Consider the following 25,294-nt stretch of genomic DNA (forward strand, 5'->3'; position numbering starts at 1 on the left):
GTACAATAAGACTATGTCTAGTACCGTAATTCTTCTGAACGAGCAGAACCCACAGGGCATCTTCGTTGACCCGTCCGTGCCCCTCATCAGCGTTGATGATCAGGGCTTCACCCGCGGCGACGGCGTCTTCGAAACCATGCTGTCCGTCAACCGCCGCGTGCGTAAGCTCGGCATGCACCTGTCCCGCCTCGAATCCTCGGCGCGTATGCTGGATCTGCCCGACCCGGAACCCGAGATTCTGCGTTCGGCGGTGGAGCGCCTCATGCGTGAGGCGACCGCCGGTGCCGAGACTGCGCTGGGTGAAGAGCACATCGTGAAGATCATTATTTCGCGCGGCCCCACCCAGGCGGTGACCTCCATGCAGCCGGGCCCGTACACGCTGATTATGGCGTCGCCGGTGCCCGCCTCCATCGTGAAGCGCCGTACCGAGGGTGTGAAGGCGATGCTGCTGCCGCGCGGCCACGAGCCGATGGACAACAGCGCCTACCCGTGGCTGCTGGCGGGTGCGAAGACCCTCTCCTACGCGGTGAACATGGCGGTCTTGCGGTACGTGCAGGAGCGCGGCGCGGATGACGCTATCTTCATCACCGACGAGCGTCGCGTGCTGGAGGGTGCCACCTCCTCGGTGCTGGTCGCCAAGATTGAGGACGGCAAGAAGGTGCTGTACACGCCCGAGCCGAGCCACGGCATCCTCCCCGGCACTACGCAGGGTGCGGTGTTCGAGGCGGCACGCCAGGCCGGTTGGGAGCTGGGCTTCGGACCGCTCTACCCGCAGGATTTGTTCGAGTCGGACGGCGTGTGGCTGGCGTCTTCGGTGCGTCTGATTGCGCCGGTGACCCACCTGAACGGCACGGCGCTGGCGCATGACCCGGAGCTGACTGCGACGCTGCTGAACTACCTGGCGCAGCAGAGCTAAACGCGTACAAAAAGGGACGGTATTATCCGAGCGAGAATAATACCGTCCCTTTGTGCTGTCTATGGTCAAGGGCAGGAGGTGCCTGTACCTTCCTGAAGCGACATCAGGGTGCCCGAGCTCTGCGAGGGCGGGTGCCCCTGTAGGAGCGAAGGAAGAGTACGGGCGCCTCCCTAACTACTACAACAAATACAGCAAAGCCCCGGACGCGCACCCCTTAGCGGGTCGCCCATCCGGGGCTTTAGCTACACAAAAATCAACAACAGGCTAGTGACCCGCCGCCGGAGCACCCTGACCTTCACCAGCGCCGTGGCTCAGACCGTCCGCCGAGTAGTCCGAATCCTTACGCGGCGTAGTCCACAGCACCAGCGCCGTCAGGACCGCGAAACCAAAAATGGAGAAGCCCATCGGCAGGTACTCATGCTCACCGGCAAACGACACCAGCGGCGCCGCCAACGCACCCAGCATCGCCTGAACCGTACCCATCACCGCCGAAGCACTACCCGCCATGTGGCGCGCCTCGTTCAACGCCAACGCCGAAGCATTACCAAAAATCAGGCCGCACGAGCTGGTCAGCAGGAACAGCAGAACCAACGTCGGCACCAGCGAAATACCGACAAGGAAGCTAACCAACAGCAGCGAAGACACCACCAGCAGGCTCACCACGCCGACATTCACGATGCGACGCTGCGCCACACGACCCACCAGCTTCGTCGCAATCGCGCTGAACAGCACAATACCAATCGAGTTCACACCGAACACGATCGTGAACTCAGTCTCGGACATGCCCAGAATCTTCTGCAACACAAACGTCGAACCGGAAATATACGAGAACAGCGCACCAAACGCGAAGCACATCGTCAGCATGAAACCCAGGTAGCGGCGAATCTTGAAGACCTTCGGCAGCTCCGAGTACACGCTCAGGGCGGTGCCCTGGTAGCGTTCCTCCACCGGCAGGGTCTCCTTAATCACGAAGATCACGCCGAGCATCATGATCGCGGTAATCACGCCAAGCACATGGAAAATATCGCGCCAGTTACCCCACGACAGCACCCAGCCACCAAACAGCGGCGCAAGCACCGGCGCGAAGCCGTTAATCATCATCATGACGCCCATGAGCTTAGCGGTCGCCAGACCCTCAGTCGTATCAGCCACGATAGAACGCGCCAGCACCGCACCAATCGAACCGGTGAAGCCCATCATGAAACGCGCAAAAATCAGCAGCTCAATATTCGGCGCAAAACCACACGCCACCGTCGCAATAAAGCAGATGACCGCACCAATCAGCAGCGGCTTGCGGCGGCCCGTCTTATCCGATAGGGGACCCACAATCAGCTGGCCGAGCGCCATACCCACCATGAACCCGCTCAACGTCAGGGAGGCGTTCGTGCTGGTGGTGTTCAGGTTCTCAGCGACCGCAGGCAGCGCCGCCAGGTACATGTCCGTAGCGAGCGGTGCGATAGCGGTCAGCAGCGCCAGAACTACGATAAAAATGGGCGAGAGCTCGAATGAGGTCTTAGTCGACTTCGAAGACATATGTCTTAGTTTTTCTTTCTGTGTGATGCGCGTGCAACGGCGCCTGCGGCTCTACAAGACGTGGATGCGGCGGTACCGCTCCGGGGGTGAGTTTGCGCAGGCTGGAAGCACAACTTGTTCACGGTAGCAGAATCGGGGGCGGCTTCGTAAGTTAAATGTTTGATATTTTTTTGATCCGGGAGAGACAGGATTGCAGAGGGTCCGCAGAAGGGGCGGTGTTATCTACACTCCTACAGGGGCACCCGTCCTCGCTTCGCTTCGGATACCCTGATGTCGCTTACGGATAACACCGCCCCTTAGCGGCTTGTTTTAGTTTGCCGCTCAGTCCCCAGTGCTGAAGAAATATTTGAGAAATATTCTTGAGAAGCATTGCTCGGCTCAACCGCATAACTTACGTTGGTCATACCACGCGATACGACCGGAGGGAGCACCTCAGATGCGCAACCACTATTACAAATATTTGCTATGCATCCTGCTGCTCATAGCTTGCGTCTTGCTCATAATCTTTGCCGTGCTTTCTAGCAACAACCCGGGTAGCGAAAAAGACGGCATTACCTCCACGCACGCGCCGAGCAATACCTCAACCTACTGGGATAAAGACCGCATGGAATCCGCTAGCCCGGCTCCCATGCCCGAATAAAACAGCGCCTGAATAAAACTGCCTCTAAATAGCCGTAGGGCCCAATGCTTCGAGATACACAAAGCATTGGGCCCTACTGTCTTGTAGGCGGCTGCTACTGCGCCGCGCTGTCGTAGATGAAGTCCACGGTCGCGTAGTCCTCCGGGATTTCGGCGAGCAGCGCCTCCTCCTGCTCCGCCCAGCGCTCCCAGTGCGGGCGGAACGTGTCACCGTCACGAGCCATGGCGCGTTCGTAACGCACCTCGTCCGGGGCGGAGGCGAGAATACGCACCTCGCAGGCGCCCGCAATCGCGCCGACACCCTCACAGATGATGACCTGCGTAGCCGCCGGGTCGACGGTGCGCACCTCACCGGGGGCGCCCGCCTCCCAATCCCACGGGGTGTAGGTTCCGGCAATACCTTCGGTCAGTTGCACGGATAGCGCGTCCCACGCCTCCACGCCGTCGAAGAGGCCGTCCCAGCCGGGGTAGAAGTCGTCCAGGTGCAGCACGTGCACGCTGTGCCCGGCGGCGGTGAGCTTCTGCTCAAGCTGCGCGGCGAGGCTGGTTTTGCCGGTGCCGCTACGGCCATCAATGCCGATAATCAGCGGAATCTGCGCGAAATCCGCGAGGAACTGGGCACGGAATTCGGTGAATTCGGCGGTGTCCATGTCAAAGTCGTTGCCGATGCCGTGCTCCAGGCGCAGCATGTCTTTGCAGAGCTCCAGGATTTCGGTGGTGCCGGTGACGCGGCGGTTCTGGTTCAGGGGAATACGCTGACTCACTGCGCGTCGCCTTCCTGCTTGAGGTGGTTGATGAGGCCGCGTGCGGCAGCGTCAATGAGGCCGGTGGTGTACACGAAGTCGCGTTCGCTACCGTACCAGGGGTCGTAGATGCCGAGCTGGTCCAGGTGGGTGGTGGTGACCTTCGGGTCGAAGCTGCGCATCATGCGGATCTTGGCCTTGTCGTCCTCGTTGCGGGCGAGGGCTTTGAGACGCAGGTAATGGGGTGCGTCCATGGCGAGGATGAGGTCGTTGCGGTCGAAGTCCTCGACGGTGAAGACGCTGGCGCGGTGCGCGGACGGGTCGATACCGCGGGTGGTGAGCTGCGCGGCGGCGCGCGGGTCGATGCGGTTGCCTTCTTCTTCGTTGCTGATGCCGCTGGAGGTGACGGTGACGGGCACGCCGGCTTCTTGGGCGTGCTGGCGGATGAGGTATTCGCCGACGGGGGAGCGGCAGATGTTGCCGGTGCAGACAGTCATGATTCGGTACATGGTTCTAGTGTATCGGTGGGGTAGCGGGTGGTTGGGCGCGGTGGGTGCTCGGGGTGGCTTTGTAGGCGGCGCTGTGACGGGTGGATGCGCTCGCCTCGGGGGAGCTAATGCTACCGGTCCCGGGCGCGAAAAGGCCCCGCCGATGTGGGGCCGGCGGGGCCTTTTAACAATGAGGCCTTATTTAGCGGGCTTTTCTTCCTCAGCATCGGAATTTCCAGGAGGCTTTGCAGGGGCACTGACCCGAGTGTATTTCTGCTTTTCTTCATCCCAGGAATCGGGGTCGAAGAGACAAGAACCTGCTGGAAGAATTCTGGTAATTACCTCATTATTAAGATTGAGAAGACTTGCAAATCCATATTGTAATTTAGGTCCATCTTGTCTCCTTATAAACTTCCAGTTATGCTCGCAATTGCATGAAAATTTCGAGTTTGAAAAATCTATATCACAGAATATTCTTGAACTCTCAAAACTTACGCAACCTGTGGATTTTGAGTTGACGAAATCGGCGCCTGCTTCAAAGGTTGTATACGAAAAATCTGCCCCATTATTAAAATATGTATTGTTGAATGTAATTTCGTCGTTAAAACGTCCTCCTGCAAAAGATATTTTGCGAAGGAACTGTGACGAGTCAAAACCTGTATCTCCAATAAAGATTGCGAATGAAAAGTCAGCTTCGGAGAACGAAAGGTTCCTGAGTGGGTAAAAAATCACTGACCTTGAAAAATTGTATGAAAAATTATTCCAATGTTTTTGGTTGCTTTTATTGAGAATCTCATCATTTATTCTTGAACTTATCTCTTTAAAAATTGATATTCTAGTGTCTTGCTCATCTATAAGTCTTGCTTGGTCTCCTCTATAATCACCTTCGTAATCTTCTGGGGGCATGTCGTAATTGATTCCGTCGTAGGCCATAATATTTCCGTCGATAGCAAGAGAGAAAGGTGAACGGATATAAGAGCAGAGGCTGTTGATAATAACCTGGCCTTCCTTCTGCTGATTTTCTGGGGTGAGAGTTTCATCAGTAATCCACTCATCAACCAAACCCACAAGGGTATAGATACCACCGAGGCGAACGGCCGCATTCTCGTTAGCCAGCTGTTCCACAGCCTTGGTGTAGCGGCTACGGCGTTCAGCGTGTACCTGGCGGGTATGGTCGTTCTCGTTTTTCTCTTTCTCTTGGTTATTCTTTCGGTGGGTTTCACCAAGAGTAATGACACCTAGAAGGCCGCCTGTTGCGTACAACAAAATTTGCCGGAGAACTGGCCCATCATCATCCTTGCGGAACCCTGAGTCTATCGCAATGGGAAGAAGGAACGACCATGTAGCGCCAATGATCGCTACAGCTGCAATCAAGTAGTAGAAGAAACGTGTCTTTCGATTGTTTTTCTTGAGCCTGTTCCAGACCCAACAAGCAGAAGGGGCGACAATAAAGAGAACAAATGTAAGGGAAGTTATCCACAAAATTGTCGACCACGCATCACCATATGCAAAGAAAGAGCTGGCAGAAGACATAAATGCTAGAGATGGTAGCTGCTCCATGAGAGCCTCCTATCTACTTTGAGAGGAACGATCACCTTTCAGCATAGTGCAAAGTGGCCTGTAGTGAGTCACCCTTGAACAGAAGTGAAGGCCCCACCGACGAGGGGCCGGCGGGGCCTTTTAGAGGTGAATATTATTCAGTAGAATCTTCGGGTTTGGGTGCGGGCAAAGGTTCGGGGTCGAAAAGCTCGCAACCCACCGGAACCGTGAATACTCTGCCGTCAGCTACGGTAATCTGCTCAATCTCAAATAGGGAACTATTTACTGATGACTTGAATTCATAGTCCCTTGGGGAGACTTTCGAAGAAAAGCAGGTCCGACCTGAAAAAGATATAGACTGCGTAACGCCATGATGTAAAAGTTTTTCTACGAAGTGTGCCGGGGCAGAAAAAATAATATTCGAAAAAACTACTGGGCTTTTGAAAATGCAATTGATGAAGTGTGTCTCTCCTCCGAATATCATGCGACCGAATCGTGGAGAATCTTTGAACGTAGATTTTTCAAAAAATGCGGAGTCCTCGAAGGTCGCATCAAAGAAAAATGCAGAGTCTTCGAACTTAGTGTGGAGAAATAAGGTCTCGTGTTTGAAGTTCGTCTCAACAAATGATGTTAATTTTTTGAAATTGCTAGAAATGAAGGATACGGCATCCATGAATTTTGCCCCTCTAAAAGAAACGGGGCTTTTGAAAGATGTAAGACTATACGATAAGGAGTCTTTGAAAATAGATTTTTCGAAGGAAACAAATGCCTCGAAGACACTTAGATTAAAGGAAACTGATTTCATGCCGTGCGGGTTAGTGTGTAGTTTATCCTTTTCAAAGGTAGTTTCCTCGAATGAAACGTAGCTTTTAAAAGTAGAGTTGTGAAAAGAAACCGTCTTACTGAACACTGCTCCCGAAAAAAGAAGTGGAGAGTTTATGATGCTATCATCAAAATTAACTTTATAAGGGAAAGATGCCCGAGAGAAATCGTAAGTAAAATCTGACCAGGGTCCTTCCTCTACAGTAGTTTCTTCTTCAATAACATCAAAGCTTCTAACGCCGAGTCGCGCTACAATTTCCCTCATAATTGCGCCACGTACGTCTTGCTCTTCGCGGAACTGTGCCCGCTTAGCTAGAAAACTATCCTTATGTTCTTCTGAAATTTGATTCTCGGCTTCTTTTTCTTCAAATAGCTGTCGATAATCTATATGAGGAAAGGGGGAACGAATATAAGCGCAGAGGTTATTGATAATAACCTGCCCTTCTTTTTGCTGTTCTTCTGACTCGAGGGTGTCGTCAGCAAGCCACTCATCGACTAAACCTACAAGGGTATAGATACCACCCAGACGAACAGCAGCTTTCTCGTTGGCTAGTTGCTCTACAGCAGTGGTATAGCGGCTACGGCGTTCAGCGTGCACCTGGCGGATGTGGTCATTTTTGTTCTTTTGGATATCATCTTCGACCTTGCGGCGGTCAACCTGGTTCTTCCAATTAGTCTGCAGAAGAGTCAGAATCGCAATAATTCCACCCGTGATGTAGAGGAAGTGCAAGCGTAAATCAGAGATAGATTTCTGCTCCGCTTCGCCGGATAGTCCACTCTGGCGTAGCCAATCAGTGCCGGAAGGAATCCAAAGAGCGGCTGCGCCTCCAATAAGCCCGAGTAAGACAAGTATTAGGAAGAAGCGCCGAATATAAAAAGGCGGTTTCTCTGTTGAGGTCTTATTGTCTGCCAAGACAATCTCCTATCGACTTTGAGAGGAACGGTCACTTTTCAGCATAGTGCAAAACTGTCTGACCTGTGCTTCTATCGGTCATGAACAGAGGCCCCACCACACGTTCAATGTGGCGGGGCCTTCGGGTATTACTTCGCAGGTTCACTGAAGCGGGTGTAATCCTGCTTATCTTCGTCCCATGAATCTGGGTCGAAGAGTATCGTTCCAAGAGGGACAGTGAACGACTTGCCGAGAAATGTAGCCATTCCGCACTTGATAGGTTTGCTTTCCGAAGAGACCGAGAAATCATAGTCTCGCGGCTCTGCCCCTGCGGAGAATTGAGCTTTGCGCTCTTCTGAATCAGCCATAGTGAAGATTGGCCCATATTGGGTGAAAGTTGTATGGAGGAAGATTACGCGGCGGGTGAAGGTTGCCTTACTGAAGCTCGCGATGCTGGTGAATCTCGCCCCCTGGAAGTCGGCGTTGCTGATAAAGGTCGTCCTGTGGAAGTCGGCGTTGCTGGTAAAGGTTGCCCAGCAGAAGTCCGCGTCGCTGGTGAATCTCGTCTCATGGAAGTCCGCGATGCTGGTGAAGGTCGCCGCGACGAAGTTCGCGTTGCTGGTGAAGGTTGCCCCGCTGAAGTTTGCATTGCTGATGAAGGTCGCCATGACGAAGTCCGCGTAGCAAGTGAAGGTTGCCGCTCTGAAGTCCGCGTTGCTGGTGAAGGTTGCCTCGACGAAATTCGCACCAGCGTAGAACCTTGCGCCCGAGAAATTACCCTTCTCAATTGTGAGGGTGTTGAGGGGGTAGAAGATGGGTGCTCGGCTGAAATCAAACTCGAAATCACTCCACATTCCTGGGAAAGTGTCGATTACCGTGCGAATCTCATCCCTAGTGAAGGTACTACTGCGCTTGCTTATCTCAACGAAGATAGTGCGGCGTACATCCTGTTCTTCGTGAAATGCGGCCTGATCTTTGGAGAAATCTCCTTCATAGTTATCAGGCTCTGAATCGCCCTCAAACATCTCTGCTTTTAATGCCAGAGGGAAGGGCGAACGAATGTAGGAGCAAAGGTTATTGATAATAACCTGTCCTTCTTTTTGTTGTTCTTCAACCTCGAGAGTGTCATCGGTTAGCCACTCATCGACCAAACCTATAAGGGTATAGATACCGCCCAGACGGGCAGTCGCTTTCTCGTTAGCCAGCTGTTCTACCGCCTTGGTGTAGCGGCTACGACGTTCTGCATGAACCTGGCGTATATGATCGCGTTCGTTCTTCTCTGCGTCCTGCTCATTCTTCTTGATATCGGCATCAATTTTGAGGCGGTCACCCTGATTCTTCCAGTTAGTCTGCAGAAGAGTCAGAACCGCAATAATGCCACCAGTGACGTACAGAAGATGCAGACGCAGCTGATCTGAACTGCCAGAGCTCATGCCGCAGAAAAACCACAACATCCAAGGCAGTAGAATCGCAACTGCACCGCCGCCCAGACCAAAGCCAATGAGGAGCTTAATAAAGTGCCGGATATACCAAGGATTCTCCTGAGCTTTCGGGATTACCGGGCTCTCTGGAGCGGATGATGCGTTATTGCGGGGCACTAGATTCTCCTGTCCTCTCTGATAGGAACGTTCACCTTCCAGCATAGGGTAAAGCTGCTTGCCGTGAGCCGCGCCCGGTCATCAACGAGGGGCCAGCCTGCTTGAGCTACGCGGATGGTGCTTCTGCTGTCCGCGGCAGGCAGTGAGGAATGGAAGTTTTCAAAATGACCGACATTGTTTCTCACGGTGGGTGCAATGGCTACGTAATTAGTGTTGCCGTGTTGTTATGTCTTAAGAAATGCGCTACATTATTAGGTATACGGTCATGCATATAGGGAATGTCCTTATGTGCAATGACAGTAAAATAAAAGTGGAGCCACCAGCGATGCGGCAACATCACCGGTAGCCCCACGAAAGAATGGTCTAGAAAAGACAGATAACCACGAACTGGATAGTCGCTACCAGACCAAGAAGTAGGGTAACCATATTGCTCCATCGTTCAACGAGGAGCCAGAAATGGTCCTTATCCATAGGAGTACACCTCCTCTCTATGCAATTAGAGGCAACGCGGAATTGCGTTGTCACTGCTGATTTTAGCAGATGACACACATTCCGCGGATTTTTGGTACCCAATTTAAGTTTTATTTATTTCAGACATGGCGTAATGCCGCTGGAAAGCGATAAACGAATCCGGGTAGATAAGATTCGAAAAACCCCGCTAGAGCCTACAGACTCAGCGGGGTTTTTCGCACCATTTTTATTTTTTCGATGCAGTTGCTCGGCAGCGTCCACCACGTGCGCGAAGGCCCCGCCACACGTTCAATGTGGCGGGGCCTCAAGATAATTACTGCGCGGGCTCACTCATGCGCGTGTATTCCTTCTGCCGTGCATCCCAGGACGCCGGATCGAAGAGTACCGCCCCGACCGGGATGCGGTAGCCCACGCCGTTCAGAATAGCCGTACCGAGCGGAATAGGCTGGCTATCCTCGTACATCGTGAAGTTATGCGCCTCCTGACCGGCAGACTCCGAACCAGCAGACAGCGCAGCGAACCGAGCCCGGCACATCTCGCCCGAGTCAGCATCCTCAATAGCGAAGACTGGCGGGCTCTTCACGAAAGACACATCGCAGAAATCTGCAACGCCCATAAAGGACGCGCCACTGAAGTTCGTATCCTGAGTGAATTTCACCCCGCTAAAATGCGCGTTCTGCATGAACTTCACCCCGTCGAAATATGCGCTCTGAACGAAGGAAGCTCCCCCGAAGTTAGCGCTCCGTGTGAAGGTTGCGTGGCTGAAGTTCCCCTCGCCAGCGAAGGTCGCGTCACCGAACCCCGCGATCCCTCCGAAGGTTGCGCGGCTGAAATCCACGGTTCCCACAAAAGCTGCCCCGCTGAAATCTGAACCGTTGCAGAACCTCGCCGCAGAGAAATTGGCGTTCTCAAGAGTCAGACCGTCGAGAGGGTAGAAGACGACCGCCCGGCTGAAATCGAACTCAAAGCCGCTCCACGCGCCGGGGACAACAGCCACCTCGCCCTTCTCATTTTCAGCAAGGGTGCTGCTGCGCTTACTCATCTCAACGAAGACGCTGCGGCGAACATCCTGCTCACCACGAAAAGCCGCCAGATCCGTAGCGAAATCACCCGCATAGTTAGCGGGCGGCGTATCGGAGTCAAAAGCTTCAGCCTTGAACGCCCGCGAGAACGGCGAACGCACATAAGCGCAGAGGGCATTGACGATGACCTGCCCCTCCTTCTGCCGCGCCTCAACGCTGAGCTGCTCGTCAGCGAGCCACTCATCCACCAGACCCGCAAGCGTGCTGATGGCACTCGCACGGACTGCCGGGTTCGGATACGCCAGCTGCTCAACTGCCTTGCTGTAACGGGTACGGCGCTCAGCGTGCACCCGCTGGGGGTGTTTCAGCTTTTTCTGGGCGTTCATGCGGTGGAACTCCCCAAGAAAGAGAACACCCAGCAGGGTGCCGGTGATGAAGAAAATGAACGGCTGAACCTCAAAATTGGCGATGTCAGTGCCAAAGGTGAAAGGCATAAAACCCGCCGTGACAATGCCCAAGAGAGCGATAGCCCAAACCCAGGTGCGGAAGCTCGACAGCTTCCCCTTGAGATTGCCGAACTGCGCGGCGAGCGGGAAAAACAGAATGACGACTGCGCAAGCTATCAGCCAAACCCACGCGGTGCTGGGTGCCAGATGCATGTGGTTCTCCTGTCATCGTTGAAAGGGGCGGGTCATACTCAGCATAGTGTAAAGCTGCCGGGCTTGGGCGGTTGTGGGTCAAAAGCAAGAACCCCGCCAGCGCTGGATGTGCGGGCGGGGTCTGTGTGTGGGAGCTTCCCCGGGGGGGGGGCTTCCCCGCTGGTAGGGGAGTGCTAGGTTTTACTGTGCAGGCTCACTAACACGGGTGTACTCCTGCTGCTCTTCGTCCCAGGAATCCGGGTCGTAAAGCACCGCACCAACAGGGAGAATGAACGTTCTATTAAGAAGCGTCGCCTCGCCGCAGCTGAAACCGTGCGGGCTCTCCGGGCGCGCCTCGAACAGGTAATCCTGCGGATCCGCCTGCGCCGAGAACCGTGCCCTCTGCAGCCGCCTATCCAAAGCCTCAAAGGACGGCTTAACATACATGAAGCTAGTCTGCCTGAAATCCGCCTTCTGACTGAACGTCGCATCCGCGAAGTAGGCGCCCTCAAAGCTCGCCTCGTTGAAGCTCGCCGCCCGCGCGAACGTCGCCTTGTAGAAGCCGACATGCGCCGTGAACGTCGCCTTACTAAAGTCGGCATCCTGCGCGAAGGTCGCGTTACCGAAGTTCGCTTGCTGCGGGAAGTCCATCTCATAGCGCGTCCTCGGAAGCGCGATAAAAGACGCCCGGCAGAACGTGGCGTCGCCGTCGAACCGCGCCCCACCAAAATCCTCGTACTGCGTGAAGGACGCCCCGCTAAAGTCCGCCGCGCTCGCAAAGCGTACGTTGCTGAACATTGCGGACTGCTTGGTGACTACACCGGTAAAGCGCGCGACCCCGCCGAACAGCGACTTGGAGAACACCGCCGGACGGTTGAAGACCGACGCGGCGAAGTGCGCTTCATCGTGGAACGTGGAGGCGGTGAATACTGCCTTTCCGTCGAAGGTGACCGCCGCGAAGCTGGCTATGCCCGAGGTGTTCAATCGTGAGAAGTTGGCGTCGGACTCGAAGGAGGCTACCGCGAAGTCAGCCGCAGCCGAGAAGACCGCGTCTGAGAAGTCAGCTTCGCCGGTGAAGGTTACGGTTGCGAAGCTTGCCGCGTCCGCAAAGCGTGCCCCGCTGAACTCTGCTGCGCCTGCGAAGTGCGCGGCGCTGAACCCCACCCAGTCGTTGAAGTTCGCGCTGTGGAAGGATGCGTCAGCGGTGAACTGTGCTGCGGAGAAGCTGGTGTCACCGTGGAAGGTTGCGCCGAAGAAATCCGCCGGGCCATAGAAGGTTGCGGAGGCGAAATCGGCGTTCTGAAAGTACAGCTGTTGTAGCGGGTAGAAGATGGGTGCGCCGCCAAAGTCGAAGCGCAGATCAGCCCATGTTGGCGATATTAGCGGCACCGCGTGCTGGCTTTCCTCGTTGCCAGTCTTGTTGCTTTCGGCGACGGCGGCGAGGCGACGGCTGAACTCCATGAAGACTGTGCGGCGCACCAGCTGCTCTTCGCGTAGCGCCTCCTGATCGCGCGTAAAGTCGCCTTCGTACCCTTCGGTGGCCTCGTCTGCTTCTAGGGCCTGCCGTTTCTGCGCGAGGGGGTAGGGCGTGCGGATGCACCCGGTCAGCGCGTCGATAATGGCCTGGGCTTCTTCGCGGCGTACCTGCTCGGGGAGGGATGCGTCGGTGAGCCATTCGCCTGCGAGGTTCGCGAGCGTGTACACCCCGCCGAGGCGTACGGCGGGCTGCCCGTCGAGGAATTGTTCGAGGGCGTGCGTGTAGCGTTCGCGCCGCTCAGCCTGCTGGTTGCGTGCCGGGGTGTTTTTGCGTTGCCGCAGCGCGGTGAAGAGTTTGTTTAGGTTCATGGTGGTGTGCCCTTCTTGCTCCGGTGCTGGCTTATAACCAGCATAGGGGAGGACCCACCCCTGTGCGCTTACGCTGGGCAAGGAGAAGCCCCGCCTGCACGAGATGAACTGCGCCCCGAAACTTGGACGCATTAAATAGTAGCCGCTATACGGCTTCCCGTAGGGCCTGAACCCGGTACTCTACCGGAGTCAGGCCCCTAAGCTTTACCTGGCGCCTTACCGTATTCCAATGCGTAATATAGGCGTCAAGGTCAGCTTTGAAACTCTCGAAGGTCTGCCAGTCCTGGCCGCGAAAAAACTCGTCCTTAAGGTGTCCAAAGACCTGCTCAGTGGCACCATTGTCGATGCAGTTACCCTTACGTGACATGCTCTGGATAAAACCATTATCGGCCAGCATACTGATATAGGTCTCGTGCTGATACTGCCACCCCATATCCGAGTGCAAAATCGGCTTAGCTCCCTCGGGTTTGGCCTCCATGAGTACCTGAAGCATCTCTTGCTGCTGGGCAAGATTAGGGCACATCGAGATGGAGTGGGCGACAATCTCTTTGCTGGCAAAGTCATAAACCGGCGCGAGGTAGGCCTTACCGAAGGAAAGCTTAAACTCGGTAACATCGGTGCCCAACTTCTGCCAAGGACCAGTCGCCGTGAAGTCGCGACCGATGATGTTCTCAAAACTTTGCCCCGCCTCCCCCTTGTAAGAGTTGTACCTGTGGTAGGCCCTCTCACGGCGTATACCGCAGCGCAACCCCATCTGACGCATCATCTTCAAGACCGTCTTATCGGCGATGCGCACCCCTTCCTCAGCGCGCAGGCACATAGCTACTTGTCTGTGACCGCACCCGTTGGGGGTTCGCGAAAAGATTTGCGCGACCTTGGGACGTAGCTGCACTCTGGTTGGCTGCTGGGGGTGAGCCAGTGCGTAGTAGTAGCTCGACCTGGCAAGGCCAGCCACCTCAAGGAGGTCGTACAGCTTGTGTCCCTGCCCTGAAAGCTCAGCGACCACTAGGGCTTTGTCCCGGTTTGGGAGCGCTTCTGCGCCTTCAGGGCAATCGATTTTTTGAGGTACGCCACCTGTGCCTCAAGCTTGCGCACACGCTCTTCGAGTTCCTCCTCACGCGTTGGTGGCACCGCCCGCACTGACCCCTTCGGCCTGCCCTTGGGCTTAGGCTTAAGCGCCTGCGCACCGCCCTGCCGGTACAGCCTGCACCACTGCTTCAACGGTGTCGCGCTTGCAATACCGAAACGTACCATCGCCTCAGGCTTACTCATCCCACCATCAACCACAGCCCTCGCTGCGGCAACCTTGGTCTCATAGTCGTATTTGGTGTGCTTTACTCCCATGGCAAGAAGCCCGCCCTTCCCGATGACGCGGTACATTTTCTGCCACTCTCTCACAGTCGCGGCAGACACACCAAGCCTGCTGGCGGTCAGACGATAGCCACGTCCCTTCTCAAACATTTGTACTGCCTGTTTCCGAAGCAAATGGTCATGCCTTGATCTCAGATGTTCAGACATGAAAAGCCTCCTGTTTCTTGGACTTTATTTTTGATGTCCAAGAAACGGGAGGCAGTTCAAGATGCGTAGACGGGGCTTCTTCATTTACCCACTTATTATGGGAGCCTTAAAATCTATATTGGCTTGTTCCAGGAACGGGGGTTTTTATAGAAAGGAGTTGAACTTTTATATACGCATTTTCCGCTGCTTGAGTTGTACCAATGTTTTGATTTATTAAATTTTTCAATATGGTACCCTTCTGTCGTTTTGACGTGAGTTTCAACAAGCTTGTTAGGATATAAAATTCCATCTTTCTTTTTTTCTGCGTACTTACCAGTATCTTCATTGCGAATAGGTGAAAATATATGTATTGATGAGTCTTTTGAGGATGCAATAATGCCAAATGCAATAGATTCAGACGAGTCTGGCTTGTCTAAAAATGCACATGAATAATATGTTTCTTCAGAATTATTTATAATTCTAGACGGGGATGAAATGGTTGCACCTAGGGAAGATAAATTTTTTACAATGGAATAAATTGTGGATTGGTGAAATACGAGTGAAAATATCACAGTGAAGAACAGTAAAAAGTTAAGGCATGATGAGTATAATATTTTTTTCACCTTCAATGGGTTATTTGATTTTTTTGATAATGCATTTATGTATGCATTTATGTATGCCGAAGCTGAAAATAATAGGATGTATACAGCTATGGACTGTGAAGCATTTACTGCTAGGATGCTTAGGATTACATGTAAAATAATTATGGTTATACTAATTAAAATAATGTTATTTAGTGTCGTCAAAATGATGCTGGAAAAGGCATGGTGTAATATCGGTTTGATATCACTAGGCAACTGAATGTAGGGGCTTTGTAGAGGTTTGAATAGCTGATTCTTCCAAATTGATCCGAAGCCCTCGTGTACAAGATTGAGGGCCAGCGAGGGGAGAAGGGTGGAATATATTATGAGAATTACTGTAAATAAAAAAGAGATCCATTCGTATTTACTTTGTGTAAATTCAATCGCAGTAAGATGTATTGCGTCACCTAAATTATTGTCTACCAATAATGTATTTTTAATCAATACAAACATGAATGATATTGAAATAATTATTGGTATTATTTGCGATGCTGATTTAATTTTCTCAAAAATGGTCTGGGAATCTTTTTTCGGGGAGGGTGGGATGTTTGTAATCGGTTGACTGTTTGATGTGTGGAAATGATATATTAGGATAGGTAAGAGGGGTACTAAGGATATTAGAAATATAGGGAGGTGGTAATCGCTGGGAATTTCGATATTACCTAGAGTAATGGTAATTGATGTATAGGTGAGTAAGGGGGCTAAAAAAAAGTTGAGTGTTTGTTTGACGGTTTCGTAGTGTAGATTTACGGTTTTATTTTTAAGTAGTTTTTCGTTTTCGGAAATTTTAGGGTGAATCGTCGAGGAGTTTAGGTGCAAGTCGATGATAAATAAGAGGATTATGAAAATTATTGAAATAGCAAATGGAAATATAGATGAGGAAAGGTCGGTATATATGATCCCTGAGGAGACTGCTGCAGCGATTACCGGAAACTTCCAATCTATAGTATTTGTGGTCTCCTCAACGGTTTGGGTTTCCGGGGTTAGGGATAATTGGGTGGAGCTCGTGTTTGTCTCCAGTGAAGTGTCTTGCTCTGACACAGGATTCTCCTATCTGCTTTGAGAGGATATGGTCGTAACCAGAATACGGCAGGTGGGTAGCCTCAAGCCACAGATGAGGGTTGGGGAATTACGGGCCGGACAAGCGGGGATACCCCATAAGGTGAGCGATGGAGCTCGCATGCAAGTCCTCTATATATAAGAGGAGCGAAACTCTGAGATCTCAGGCGTGTGCTCGTAGTTGAGGTGCCTGCACGAAGCGCACCCCTAGCAACGTTGCCAGAGGTCTAGCTTCCCGGCTCAAAAATCGCGCCTAAAAATTGCCCCGTATGCCCTATATAAGGTGCACCCAGGTCACCATCCAGCACCTCTCGCACTCCAATTTTTAGGTTTTCCGCCCCTCTTTTTAAAGATTTTTAAAAATTTTTCCGCCCCGAGTGCCCGGCACTGTCCGCCGTGCGCTGAATAGCCTCGCCGCACCCTCTCGCCACCCAAAAACCCCGGAATTCCGCGGCAAAACCGCCCATCCGCGCCTCGTTGCCGCCTCAAAATCGCCCGCAAAACACCCCTCCAGAGCCCCAAAAAACCCGCCCCTCACGCCCCTCCGCATAAAAAAGTTGAGTAAAGTTCGCTCAACCCTATTGACACACCCTCTGAGAGGGTGCATACTTGAGTACATGAGGCTCAAGGAAGCCGCGCAGACCACCCCACACGGGGCGGCACGCGTAGCACCGACCGCCTCCAAAACTTTCAAACTATCCCGCCTCGCATTAGAAGAAGCGGGGCACTGACACCTAAGGAGTGAATAAACATATGGCACGTGCAGTAGGTATTGACCTCGGTACCACCAACTCGGTCGTAGCAGCACTGGAAGGTGGCGACCCGGTCGTCATCGCTAACGCAGAGGGCACCCGCACCACCCCCTCCGTCGTCGCATTCTCCAAGGACGGCGAGGTTCTGGTCGGTAGCGTCGCAAAGCGTCAGGCAGTGACCAACGTCGACCGCACCATCTCCTCCGTCAAGCGCCACATGGGCACCGACTGGACTACCGAGATTGACGGCAAGAAGTACACCCCGCAGGAAATCTCCGCTCGTATCCTCATGAAGCTGAAGGGCGACGCAGAGGCATTCCTGAACGACAAGGTTACCGACGCTGTCATCACCGTTCCCGCATACTTCAATGACGCTGAGCGTCAGGCAACCAAGGAAGCCGGCGAGATTGCAGGCCTGAACGTCCTGCGTATCGTCAACGAGCCCACCGCCGCAGCACTCGCATACGGCCTGGACAAGGGTAAGGAAGACGAGCTCATCCTGGTCTTCGACCTCGGTGGCGGTACCTTCGACGTCTCCCTGCTGGAAGTTGGCAAGGACGACGACGGCTTCTCCACTATTCAGGTTCGCGCAACCAGCGGTGACAACCGCCTCGGTGGTGACGACTGGGACCACCGCGTTGTCGAGTGGCTGCTCGCACAGGTGAAGGCAAACACCGGTGCTGACCTGTCCAAGGACAAGATTGCTCTGCAGCGTCTGCAGGAAGCAGCTGAGCAGGCTAAGAAGGAGCTGTCCAGCGCTTCTAGCACCAACATCTCCCTGCAGTACCTGTCCGTGACCCCTGAGGGCCCCATCCACCTGGATGAGAAGCTGACCCGCGCAAAGTTCGAGGAACTGACCCGCGACCTGCTCGAGCGCACCAAGAAGCCCGTGCTCGACGTAATCAAGGAAGCTGGCGTGTCCATCTCCGAGATTTCTGAGGTCATCCTGGTCGGTGGCTCCACCCGTATGCCCGCTGTTGCTGAGCTCGTCAAGGAGCTCACCGGCCGCGAGCCCAACAAGGGTGTGAACCCCGACGAGGTCGTGGCAATGGGTGCAGCACTGCAGGCAGGCGTGCTGAAGGGCGACCGTAAGGACGTTCTGCTGATCGACGTCACCCCCCTCTCCCTCGGTATCGAGACCAAGGGCGGCGTGATGACCAAGCTGATCGAGCGCAACACCGCAATCCCGACCAAGCGTTCCGAGACCTTCACCACCGCAGAGGACAACCAGCCCTCCGTGACCATTCAGGTCTTCCAGGGTGAGCGTGAGTTCACTCGCGACAACAAGAACCTGGGTACCTTCGAGCTGACCGGCATCGCCCCCGCACCCCGCGGCGTGCCCCAGATTGAGGTCACCTTCGACATCGACGCAAACGGCATCGTCCACGTCTCCGCAAAGGACAAGGGCACCGGCGTTGAGCAGTCCATGACCATCACCGGCGGTACCTCCCTCTCCAAGGACGACATCGACCGCATGGTCAAGGATGCAGAGGCACATGCTGAGCAGGACAAGGCACGCCGCGAGGCTGCTGACACCCGCAACGAAGCCGAGTCCGTCGCATACACCACTGAGAAGCTCCTGAAGGAGAACGGCGACAAGCTGCCCGAGAACGTCAAGACCGAGGTCCAGGGCGATGTCGACGAGCTGAAGAAGGCACTCGAGGGCGACGACGACGCAGCAGTGAAGTCCGCATTCGAGAAGCTGCAGGCATCCCGATCCAAGCTGGGTGAGGCACTCTACGCAGCAGCACAGGCTGAGGCATCCGAGTCCAAGCCCGCCGCTGATGAGGATGTTGTCGACGCCGAGGTTATCGACGAAGACGAGAAGAAGTAATCATGGCTGAGCAGGAAAACATCACCCCCGACCCGCTGGAGGAGGCATTCAACGCCCCCGCAGCGGAAGGCCACCCCGAAGCTGAATCGGTCGAAACTGCCGAAGACGCTGCGGAAGCCGTCGAGGCTGAGCTCCAGGACGCCGTAGAAGCAGAATCTGCGGATGCGGCACTCGCCGCGGAGCGCCTGGACTCCCTGCTTCGCCTGCAGGCAGAGTTCACCAACTACAAGAACCGCACCGCCCGCGAAAAGGAGCAGCTGCGAAACTTCGTAATCGGTGACCTGGTCGGCGCACTGCTGCCGGTGCTCGACGACATCGACGCCGCACGCAAGCACGGCGACCTGCAGGAAGGCCCCTTCGCCTCCATCGCTGCGAAGCTCGAAGAGCTGCTCAGCAAGCAGGGCGTGGAGCGTTTCGGTGAAGTAGGCGACGCCTTCGACCCGAACATCCACGAAGCTGTACTGCAGCAGCCCACCGACGAGGTGGCCGAGGATCATGTCTCCATGGTTCTGCGTTACGGCTACCGCGTGAACGACCGTGTGGTTCGTACCGCTCAGGTGGCTGTGGCTGTCGCACCGTAAGGTGGTCGGCTCAGCAATGGCTGAATAACTAACGACGGGCGGGTGCTCTCCCTAGTGGGTGGGTGCCCGCCCTGTTGTTTGCCGGGGCTGCTTTACCCGGTGTGTTGGCGCGGGTTTCGGTGAGCTGTGGCGGCGGTTAAAAGGCTTGTAGGGGCGCTATTTTTTGGGCTCAACCCTTTCAAAATTGAGTCAAGTAGACTAAACTTTTATATAGAGCATTAAGACAAGCACGCGGTGCCCCTGCAAGCCGTCCCGTAACCGAGGAGGGCGGCGCATCACCGCAGAAGGAGAAACACAACATGGCAAGTGAAAACTGGCTAACCGACGACTTTTATAAGGCACTGGGTGTCAGCGAAGACGCAAGCGAAAGCGACATCAAGAAGGCGTACCGCAAGCTCTCCCGCAAGTACCACCCGGACCTGAACCCCGGCGACGCCGCAGCAGAGAAGAAGTTCAAGGAAATCTCGGAAGCATACGACGTGCTCTCCGATAAGAAGCAGCGCGAAGAGTACGACCAGATCCGCCGCTACGGCGCATCTGGTATGGGCGGCTTCGGCGGAGGTGGCTTTGGCGGTGGCAGCTACACCGGCTACCCCGGCGCGGACGCATTCGGCGGCTTCAGCAACGGCGGCGCAGGCATCAACATTGACGACCTGCTCGGTGGCCTCTTCGGCGGTAGCGCTGGCGGTTCCCGACGCTCCGCAGGCTTCACCAGCGCCGACTTCGGCGGCATGGGTGGCGGCTTCGGCGGTGCACAGCACGCAGCCCCCGAAGAAAGCACCACTAGCACCCGCGTCAGCCTCGCCCAGGCATACACCGGCGCAACCGTGACCGTGTTCCTGCCGGACGGCTCCCACACCGAGGCACGCATCCCCGCAGGCATTAAGGACGGCCAGAAGGTCCGCCTGCGCGGCAAGGGCCTGCGTGGCGGTGATCTGAAGGTCACCGTGCGCGTCTCCGATGACTCCGTGTACTCGCGCGAGGGTAACAACCTGATTATGCGCGCGCCCGTCACCCTCGCTGAGGCCGTCGACGGCGCAGTGATCGAGGTGCCCCTGCCCGACGCATCCACCGTGAAGCTGCGCCTGGCACCCGGCCAGGTTGGCCGCCGACTGCGCGCCAAGGGCCGCGGCTTCAAGGCTAAGGGCGGCGACGGCGACCTGCTGGTCATCCCGGAGATTGTACTGCCCACCGAGCTGAGCGCAGAGGCGCAGGAAGCATTCGATAAGTTCGTAAAACTGGCACCGCAGGAGAACCCGCGTAAGGATCTGTTGAAGAAGGCGAAGTAAACCATGGCATCTCGAGAATCATCATCTAAGTCCCGTAGCGGCAAGCCGTTGCACAGCGTGGACCTGCCGGTTTTCGTGATTTCTGTGGCGGCTGAGCTGGCGGGCATGCACCCGCAGACCCTGCGCCAGTACGACCGCATCGGCCTGGTCCAGCCTTCGCGTGCGCCCGGCAAAGCGCGCCGCTATTCGCAACGTGACGTTAACCGTCTGCAGCAGATTCAGCAGCTCTCGCAGGAGGGCGTCTCCCTGGAGGGTATTCGCCGCATTATTGAGCTGGAATCCCTCGTGGAGGAGCAGCAGGAGCAGATTGCGGCGTTGCAGCGTCAGGTTGAGGACGCGAAGGTGAAGTTGGGCATGGCGGAGCGCGTGTTCGCTGCCGGTACCAGTGGCGATGTGGTGCATATTGCTCGCGGTACCCGCCCGGCGCCTCGTCAGCGTTCTTCGGCTGTGGTGTTGTATCGTCAGCATCGCCAGCCGGCTACGGCGGATGATGCGAAACCGCAGCGCTAAACCGGCTAAACCCGCTACACTGGGATAAACGGTTCGGCTGTTTTAGCTCATTTGCGCTAGTCGGCCACCCATATAGGCTTGTGCGTCTTTGTGTATACGCCGCGAGAGGGAGGGTAGACCCCCGCCCGCATGCACTCAGACCCACACACAAGGAGGTGAGGCTCCCCGAATGATCGGGGAGCCTCACCTCCTTAACGTATATTCGCGCTAACCAGCTACACTAGGATAACGGCTCGGCTGTTTTAGCTCATCTGCGCTAGTCAGCCATCCATATAGGCTTGTGCGTCTTTGTGTCATACGCCGCGAGGGAGGTTGACTTCCTCCTCCTTGCGAGCAAAGAGGATTCCTGCCAGCCGCACACCCTATAGGTGTGCGGCTCTCGGTGGGTTAACAGCGTCAACAGTAACAGCGCCCGCAAGCAGGCGTCTTACGTCCCTCTTCTGTTCGTTTAGACTCTCCGCAAGCCCTGCGGCGAGCATAATATTCACACACGCATTCGTATCCCGGTCCAAGCACGTACCACACTTGGCACATGCCCATTCACGGATATTCAGCGGCTTTCTACCGCCCGGCTCGCCGCACACAGAACACAGCTGGGACGTGGGGGCAAATCGGTCAGCAAAGACCACCATGCGATGACGTTCAGTAGCCTTCTCTTCTATCAGACGGCGCAATAAACCCCATGAGGCATCCAATACGGACTTACCCAAACGGGTACGTGACAGACCAGCCACATTCAGGTTCTCCAGGGCGATGACTTGGTTCTCGTCCACCACCTTGTTTGCCACCTGATGCGCGTAATGGCTCCTTGTGTTGCGTACCTTGGCGTGAGCTTTGGCTACGCGGATTCGTTGCTTTTCGTAGCGGTTGCTACCGCGCCGTTTACGGGAGAGCTGACGTTGAAGCGTAGCAAGACGTGCCGCTGCCGCCTTCAAAGGGCGGGGGTTCTCGAAGAACATCCGTTCCCCCTCTGAATTGACAGCTGCTGCCAAGTGATTCAGACCTAGATCAACACCGACAGCGTACGCAGAAGGCTCCGGTACCTGAACATTTTCAGTAGGCATATCCACGACAAATGAGACGTAATACTTCCCATCTGGCTCACGGATGAGAGTGACCGAAGACGGCTCAGCAGGTAGAGGACGTGACAGTACGAACCGCACATTTCCAATTTTGGCTAAGCGCACAAAACCGACCCGATGAGTTGTTTCATGCACGCTAAACCCGGAGTTCTTCGTAAACCTTGCTGACTGGCGGTGACTGCGTTTCTTAAAACGTGGCGCATGAGCGCCACGCTTACCTTTGCGCTGACCAGTGACAGTATTGAAAAAAGCCTTGTAGGCTTTATCCAAATCACGTAAGGCTTGTTGTAAGGGCACAGAGGAGACCTCACTCAGCCAGAATCGTTCCTCGGATTTCTTTAACGCAGTCAGACGTGCGGACAGTTCAGCCGCTGAGGGTTTGACGCCAGTGAATCGGTAGGTCTCTGATGCGTAGGCTAAAGCGTCGTTGTAGGCTACGCGCACGCACCCAAAGAGCCGGGCAATAGGTTCGATTTGGCCCGGTTTTGGGTATGCGCGGTATCGGTAACGCTTCAACATAACATCTCCATTATATACTTGGTGTCATGACAGATAATGAAGACATTCGCACTGGAAGACAAGCTATCTGGGATCTTCACGTCCATTTGGTGTTTGTGACTAAATACCGTCGAGATGTCTTCATAAATGACATGCTGACAACCTGTGAAAACATCATGAGGGATGTATGTAAAAACTTCGGCGCAACCTTGGAAGAGTTCAATGGAGGACCCGACCACGTTCACCTGCTGGTGAGATACCCTGCAACAGTAGCTGTTTCCAAGTTGGTCAATTCTCTCAAAGGTGTTTCCTCGCGTGTCTTACGGCGAGATTACGCGGATGAGATTGCCCCATACCTACGGGGCGGGCATCTGTGGTCACGCTCGTATTATGCAAGCTCCGCTGGTGGTGCTCCACTGAGTGCAGTGGCGGAGTATATGAGGTCTCAGGCTTGTATTGAGGGATGATTAAATCTCTCCCCCAGAAAGGTGAAGCACTTCATGGCTGACAAAGTAGACCCCCGCCCCGCATGCACTCAGACCCACACACAAGGAGGTGAGGCTCCCCGAAAGATCGGGGAGCCTCACCTGCTTGGTTATATAGTTGGAGATAGCATAGTTGGACTAACAAGTTCGGGGTATTGAGATAGAGGAGGGGCTGGCAGAGTGAAAAATTTGTTCGTCTGGAACACCTTTATGCAGTGGAAGCCAGTAGCTATCAAAGAGCAGAAAGTTACTGAGAACCAGGCGAGGTCTGATGGCACGACAAATGATAAAAACCAGGCACCGGCTGAGACTCAAACACCAGCTCCGGTTGAGCAGGGTGTGAGTTATGAGGAGAGGTGGAGACTTGTTCAGTACTTCTCTGATTGGATTAAAAATGCTGACGTAAGAATCCAGATGCTGTTGGCTGTCCAGGGCTTTATCGTAGCGGCTTATGGCGCACTTATCCCGGCCACCGAGAAAGTCGGTAACTTTTGGAATTCATGGACATATATCTGGACTGCATTTTTTGTAAGTACTGTAATTATTTCATTTAAGATTGGTTTTTATCAGAGGCCAAATATGAGCGTTTCTGGCAGGGCTGGTAATATATTTTTCTACGGTTCTTATAATGCTGATGCGAAGATCCTGGATAGCATATCGCACACTGACAAGATGGAATACATCAATGATCAGATGTCTACTCTGGCCGGTATTGCTGATAAAAAATTTAAAAATGTTCAAAGGCTTCAGAGTTCTGTGTTTATGAGTTCAATTTTTCTAGTCTTATTCTCGGCTGGGTTTGTTCCGTGGTTTCATGAACATTCACTTCGAAAAGAAGAATGTTTGATTCTGTCTGTGATTGTCGCTGGTGTGCTCCTCCTAGTTTTATTTTACTCTGCGATTATGGATATGTGTCAGGGTTTGCTAGATGCTGATAAACAGTAAATGCTAAGGTGGATTATGGGTATTGGAAAAAATTTACCTGCATTTTTAGTGTGTGGTGTTGATATTAGTGAATCAACTGCTTTAAAAATTAAGTATCCTATTTCTGGTGTTGGCGTAATATCAACCTTTATGGAAAGCTTCGATAAAGGTCTGAGGGAGTCGAATCATCAGGTTGAATCTGCTGTTGATGCAGGGTGGTTCTTATGGAGAGTCAGGGGCGATGAGCTGGTGTATCTCCGAACGATACCTATTGGAGACGACGGCAAACCTGAGCCGGTAGCTATTGGAGAAGCGTTGCAGCAATTTATTGCATCTCTTGAATCAGTTTCTCCCAGTCAGATTCCTGGTTCGTCATACACCCTAAAACTGCGTAGCTATGCTTTTCTTCTTCATTCGCAAGGGAACCCCTGGGATTATCGCTGGAATCTTATGCCTAAGGATTGGAATAACAATCTAAAAGGTAAGGAGGGAGCAAAAAGTCTGGTAGGAAGTTTAGGTATTGAAGGTACCGTCGCACTGGAACTCTCCAGTCATCGTGGAATTAATCTCCGAGACATTCAAAAAGATTATTTCATAGATTTTATTGGGTGTGACGTTGATCTTGGATTTAGGATTGCAGAGCAATCTCAGGCACATCGAATGGTTCTGTCGCCCTATTTGGCTTACCTTGTAATGATGGGTCTTGAAAAAAATAAGATAAGTTCATTTAGTATATATTCTATGGGAGAACGTGAACTAAAAGGGTGCACCATTAAAGAAACTGGTCTTGTTGAGTACCCTCTGTATTATGTCCCTATAGGAAATTTCTCGATTCTTGAAGAACTCACTGGTGAACCCATGCCGATTAATATTTCGAAAGAAATAGAGAAATTGGAAGAGTTTGAAAAATTTAGAAATGACTCCTACCGATTTATCTACGAGAAGGCTTTGAAACATGCGTCGGCTGATGAATCCTAGGGTTTATCTATAGAAGAT

At 53.9% G+C, this 25,294-nt stretch carries 20 protein-coding genes; 8 read left to right on the forward strand and 12 right to left on the reverse strand.

Translation table 11 applies throughout. The annotated features are described in order from the left end of the window. Window positions 1–13: 13 nt before the first annotated feature. Window positions 14–916: an aminotransferase class IV gene (locus O3649_RS06010; RefSeq protein ID WP_005509006.1), complete on the forward strand. Its 903-nt coding sequence runs from the start codon at window positions 14–16 to the stop codon at window positions 914–916. A 264-nt stretch (window positions 917–1,180) separates the two neighbouring features. Here the strand turns inward: O3649_RS06010 and O3649_RS06015 are convergent, their stop codons facing one another. The 11 genes from O3649_RS06015 to O3649_RS06065 form a co-directional block, all read right to left on the reverse strand. Continuing rightward, window positions 1,181–2,449: a multidrug effflux MFS transporter gene (locus tag O3649_RS06015; protein WP_371573290.1), complete on the reverse strand. Its 1,269-nt coding sequence runs from the start codon at window positions 2,447–2,449 to the stop codon at window positions 1,181–1,183. Between the two features lie 734 nt (window positions 2,450–3,183). After that, a complete protein-coding gene (locus O3649_RS06020) occupies window positions 3,184–3,852 on the reverse strand; it encodes a hypothetical protein (protein WP_371573292.1) in 669 nt (222 codons plus the stop codon). Further along, window positions 3,849–4,328 (reverse strand): low molecular weight protein-tyrosine-phosphatase, encoded by a 480-nt coding sequence (locus tag O3649_RS06025; protein ID WP_246823713.1) that lies wholly within the window; start codon window positions 4,326–4,328, stop codon window positions 3,849–3,851. Before O3649_RS06025 ends, O3649_RS06020 begins: the two co-directional genes overlap by 4 nt. A 189-nt stretch (window positions 4,329–4,517) precedes the next feature. After that, window positions 4,518–5,879 (reverse strand): pentapeptide repeat-containing protein, encoded by a 1,362-nt coding sequence (locus O3649_RS06030; protein WP_371573294.1) that lies wholly within the window; start codon window positions 5,877–5,879, stop codon window positions 4,518–4,520. 133 nt (window positions 5,880–6,012) lie between these two features. After that, window positions 6,013–7,593 carry a pentapeptide repeat-containing protein gene (locus O3649_RS06035; RefSeq protein WP_371573296.1) on the reverse strand — a complete coding sequence of 527 codons (1,581 nt, stop codon included), beginning with the start codon at window positions 7,591–7,593 and terminating at the stop codon, window positions 6,013–6,015. Window positions 7,594–7,721: 128 nt separating this feature from the next. After that, a complete protein-coding gene (locus O3649_RS06040) occupies window positions 7,722–9,170 on the reverse strand; it encodes a pentapeptide repeat-containing protein (protein ID WP_371573298.1) in 1,449 nt (482 codons plus the stop codon). A 784-nt stretch (window positions 9,171–9,954) separates the two neighbouring features. Beyond that, entirely contained in the window at window positions 9,955–11,322 is a 1,368-nt protein-coding gene (locus tag O3649_RS06045; RefSeq protein ID WP_371573300.1) for a pentapeptide repeat-containing protein, read from the reverse strand. 180 nt (window positions 11,323–11,502) lie between these two features. Next, window positions 11,503–13,146, reverse strand: a complete 1,644-nt coding sequence (locus O3649_RS06050) for a pentapeptide repeat-containing protein (RefSeq protein ID WP_371573302.1) — start codon at window positions 13,144–13,146, stop codon at window positions 11,503–11,505. 145 nt (window positions 13,147–13,291) lie between these two features. Further along, window positions 13,292–14,152 (reverse strand): IS3 family transposase, encoded by an 861-nt coding sequence (locus O3649_RS06055; protein ID WP_371573304.1) that lies wholly within the window; start codon window positions 14,150–14,152, stop codon window positions 13,292–13,294. Continuing rightward, window positions 14,152–14,664: a helix-turn-helix domain-containing protein gene (locus O3649_RS06060; RefSeq protein ID WP_371573306.1), complete on the reverse strand. Its 513-nt coding sequence runs from the start codon at window positions 14,662–14,664 to the stop codon at window positions 14,152–14,154. The genes O3649_RS06055 and O3649_RS06060 overlap by 1 nt, the downstream gene beginning before the upstream one ends. A 113-nt stretch (window positions 14,665–14,777) precedes the next feature. Next, window positions 14,778–16,325: a hypothetical protein gene (locus O3649_RS06065; RefSeq protein ID WP_371573308.1), complete on the reverse strand. Its 1,548-nt coding sequence runs from the start codon at window positions 16,323–16,325 to the stop codon at window positions 14,778–14,780. Between the two features lie 771 nt (window positions 16,326–17,096). On the opposite strand from O3649_RS06065, the gene dnaK reads away from it, so the two are divergent. From dnaK to O3649_RS06085, 4 genes are all read left to right on the forward strand, one after another. After that, a complete protein-coding gene (dnaK, locus tag O3649_RS06070) occupies window positions 17,097–18,929 on the forward strand; it encodes a molecular chaperone DnaK (protein ID WP_070819007.1) in 1,833 nt (610 codons plus the stop codon). A gap of 2 nt (window positions 18,930–18,931) precedes the next feature. Continuing rightward, window positions 18,932–19,510, forward strand: a complete 579-nt coding sequence (locus tag O3649_RS06075; RefSeq protein ID WP_371573310.1) for a nucleotide exchange factor GrpE — start codon at window positions 18,932–18,934, stop codon at window positions 19,508–19,510. A 299-nt stretch (window positions 19,511–19,809) separates the two neighbouring features. Beyond that, entirely contained in the window at window positions 19,810–20,799 is a 990-nt protein-coding gene (locus O3649_RS06080) for a DnaJ domain-containing protein (protein ID WP_371573312.1), read from the forward strand. Between the two features lie 3 nt (window positions 20,800–20,802). Next, window positions 20,803–21,309, forward strand: coding sequence for a heat shock protein transcriptional repressor HspR (locus tag O3649_RS06085; protein WP_371573314.1), 507 nt, complete (start codon window positions 20,803–20,805; stop codon window positions 21,307–21,309). A gap of 362 nt (window positions 21,310–21,671) precedes the next feature. Here O3649_RS06085 and O3649_RS06090 read toward each other — a convergent pair whose 3' ends face one another. Then, window positions 21,672–22,910 (reverse strand): RNA-guided endonuclease TnpB family protein, encoded by a 1,239-nt coding sequence (locus O3649_RS06090; RefSeq protein WP_314909616.1) that lies wholly within the window; start codon window positions 22,908–22,910, stop codon window positions 21,672–21,674. A gap of 26 nt (window positions 22,911–22,936) precedes the next feature. Here O3649_RS06090 and tnpA point away from each other — a divergent pair, with 26 nt between their 5' ends. The 3 genes from tnpA (at window position 22,937) to O3649_RS06105 (ending at window position 25,276) form a co-directional block, all read left to right on the forward strand. Beyond that, window positions 22,937–23,356: an IS200/IS605 family transposase gene (gene tnpA, locus O3649_RS06095; protein ID WP_314909614.1), complete on the forward strand. Its 420-nt coding sequence runs from the start codon at window positions 22,937–22,939 to the stop codon at window positions 23,354–23,356. Between the two features lie 198 nt (window positions 23,357–23,554). Further along, the gene (locus O3649_RS06100; RefSeq protein WP_070614732.1) at window positions 23,555–24,319 is read left to right on the forward strand and encodes a hypothetical protein; all 765 of its coding nucleotides are present in this window, start codon (window positions 23,555–23,557) and stop codon (window positions 24,317–24,319) included. A gap of 15 nt (window positions 24,320–24,334) precedes the next feature. Next, the gene (locus O3649_RS06105; protein WP_294633162.1) at window positions 24,335–25,276 is read left to right on the forward strand and encodes a hypothetical protein; all 942 of its coding nucleotides are present in this window, start codon (window positions 24,335–24,337) and stop codon (window positions 25,274–25,276) included. The last annotated feature ends 18 nt before the right edge of the window (window positions 25,277–25,294 follow it).

Origin of the sequence: Rothia sp. 27098_8_29 (assembly GCF_041432785.1) — a bacterium.
Lineage (GTDB): Bacteria > Actinomycetota > Actinomycetes > Actinomycetales > Micrococcaceae > Rothia > Rothia mucilaginosa.

Bases quoted from the DNA above. Each gene is read 5' to 3' on its own strand.
- O3649_RS06075 (WP_371573310.1), top strand. From the start codon at position 18,932: ATGGCTGAGCAGGAAAACATCACCCCCGACCCGCTGGAGGAGGCATTC.
- O3649_RS06085 (WP_371573314.1), top strand. From the start codon at position 20,803: ATGGCATCTCGAGAATCATCATCTAAGTCCCGTAGCGGCAAGCCGTTG.
- O3649_RS06060 (WP_371573306.1), bottom strand. From the start codon at position 14,664: ATGTCTGAACATCTGAGATCAAGGCATGACCATTTGCTTCGGAAACAG.
- O3649_RS06050 (WP_371573302.1), bottom strand. From the start codon at position 13,146: ATGAACCTAAACAAACTCTTCACCGCGCTGCGGCAACGCAAAAACACC.
- O3649_RS06105 (WP_294633162.1), top strand. From the start codon at position 24,335: ATGGGTATTGGAAAAAATTTACCTGCATTTTTAGTGTGTGGTGTTGAT.
- O3649_RS06010 (WP_005509006.1), top strand. From the start codon at position 14: ATGTCTAGTACCGTAATTCTTCTGAACGAGCAGAACCCACAGGGCATC.
- O3649_RS06080 (WP_371573312.1), top strand. From the start codon at position 19,810: ATGGCAAGTGAAAACTGGCTAACCGACGACTTTTATAAGGCACTGGGT.
- O3649_RS06045 (WP_371573300.1), bottom strand. From the start codon at position 11,322: ATGCATCTGGCACCCAGCACCGCGTGGGTTTGGCTGATAGCTTGCGCA.
- O3649_RS06090 (WP_314909616.1), bottom strand. From the start codon at position 22,910: ATGTTGAAGCGTTACCGATACCGCGCATACCCAAAACCGGGCCAAATC.
- O3649_RS06015 (WP_371573290.1), bottom strand. From the start codon at position 2,449: ATGTCTTCGAAGTCGACTAAGACCTCATTCGAGCTCTCGCCCATTTTT.
- dnaK (WP_070819007.1), top strand. From the start codon at position 17,097: ATGGCACGTGCAGTAGGTATTGACCTCGGTACCACCAACTCGGTCGTA.
- O3649_RS06030 (WP_371573294.1), bottom strand. From the start codon at position 5,879: ATGGAGCAGCTACCATCTCTAGCATTTATGTCTTCTGCCAGCTCTTTC.
- O3649_RS06025 (WP_246823713.1), bottom strand. From the start codon at position 4,328: ATGACTGTCTGCACCGGCAACATCTGCCGCTCCCCCGTCGGCGAATAC.
- tnpA (WP_314909614.1), top strand. From the start codon at position 22,937: ATGACAGATAATGAAGACATTCGCACTGGAAGACAAGCTATCTGGGAT.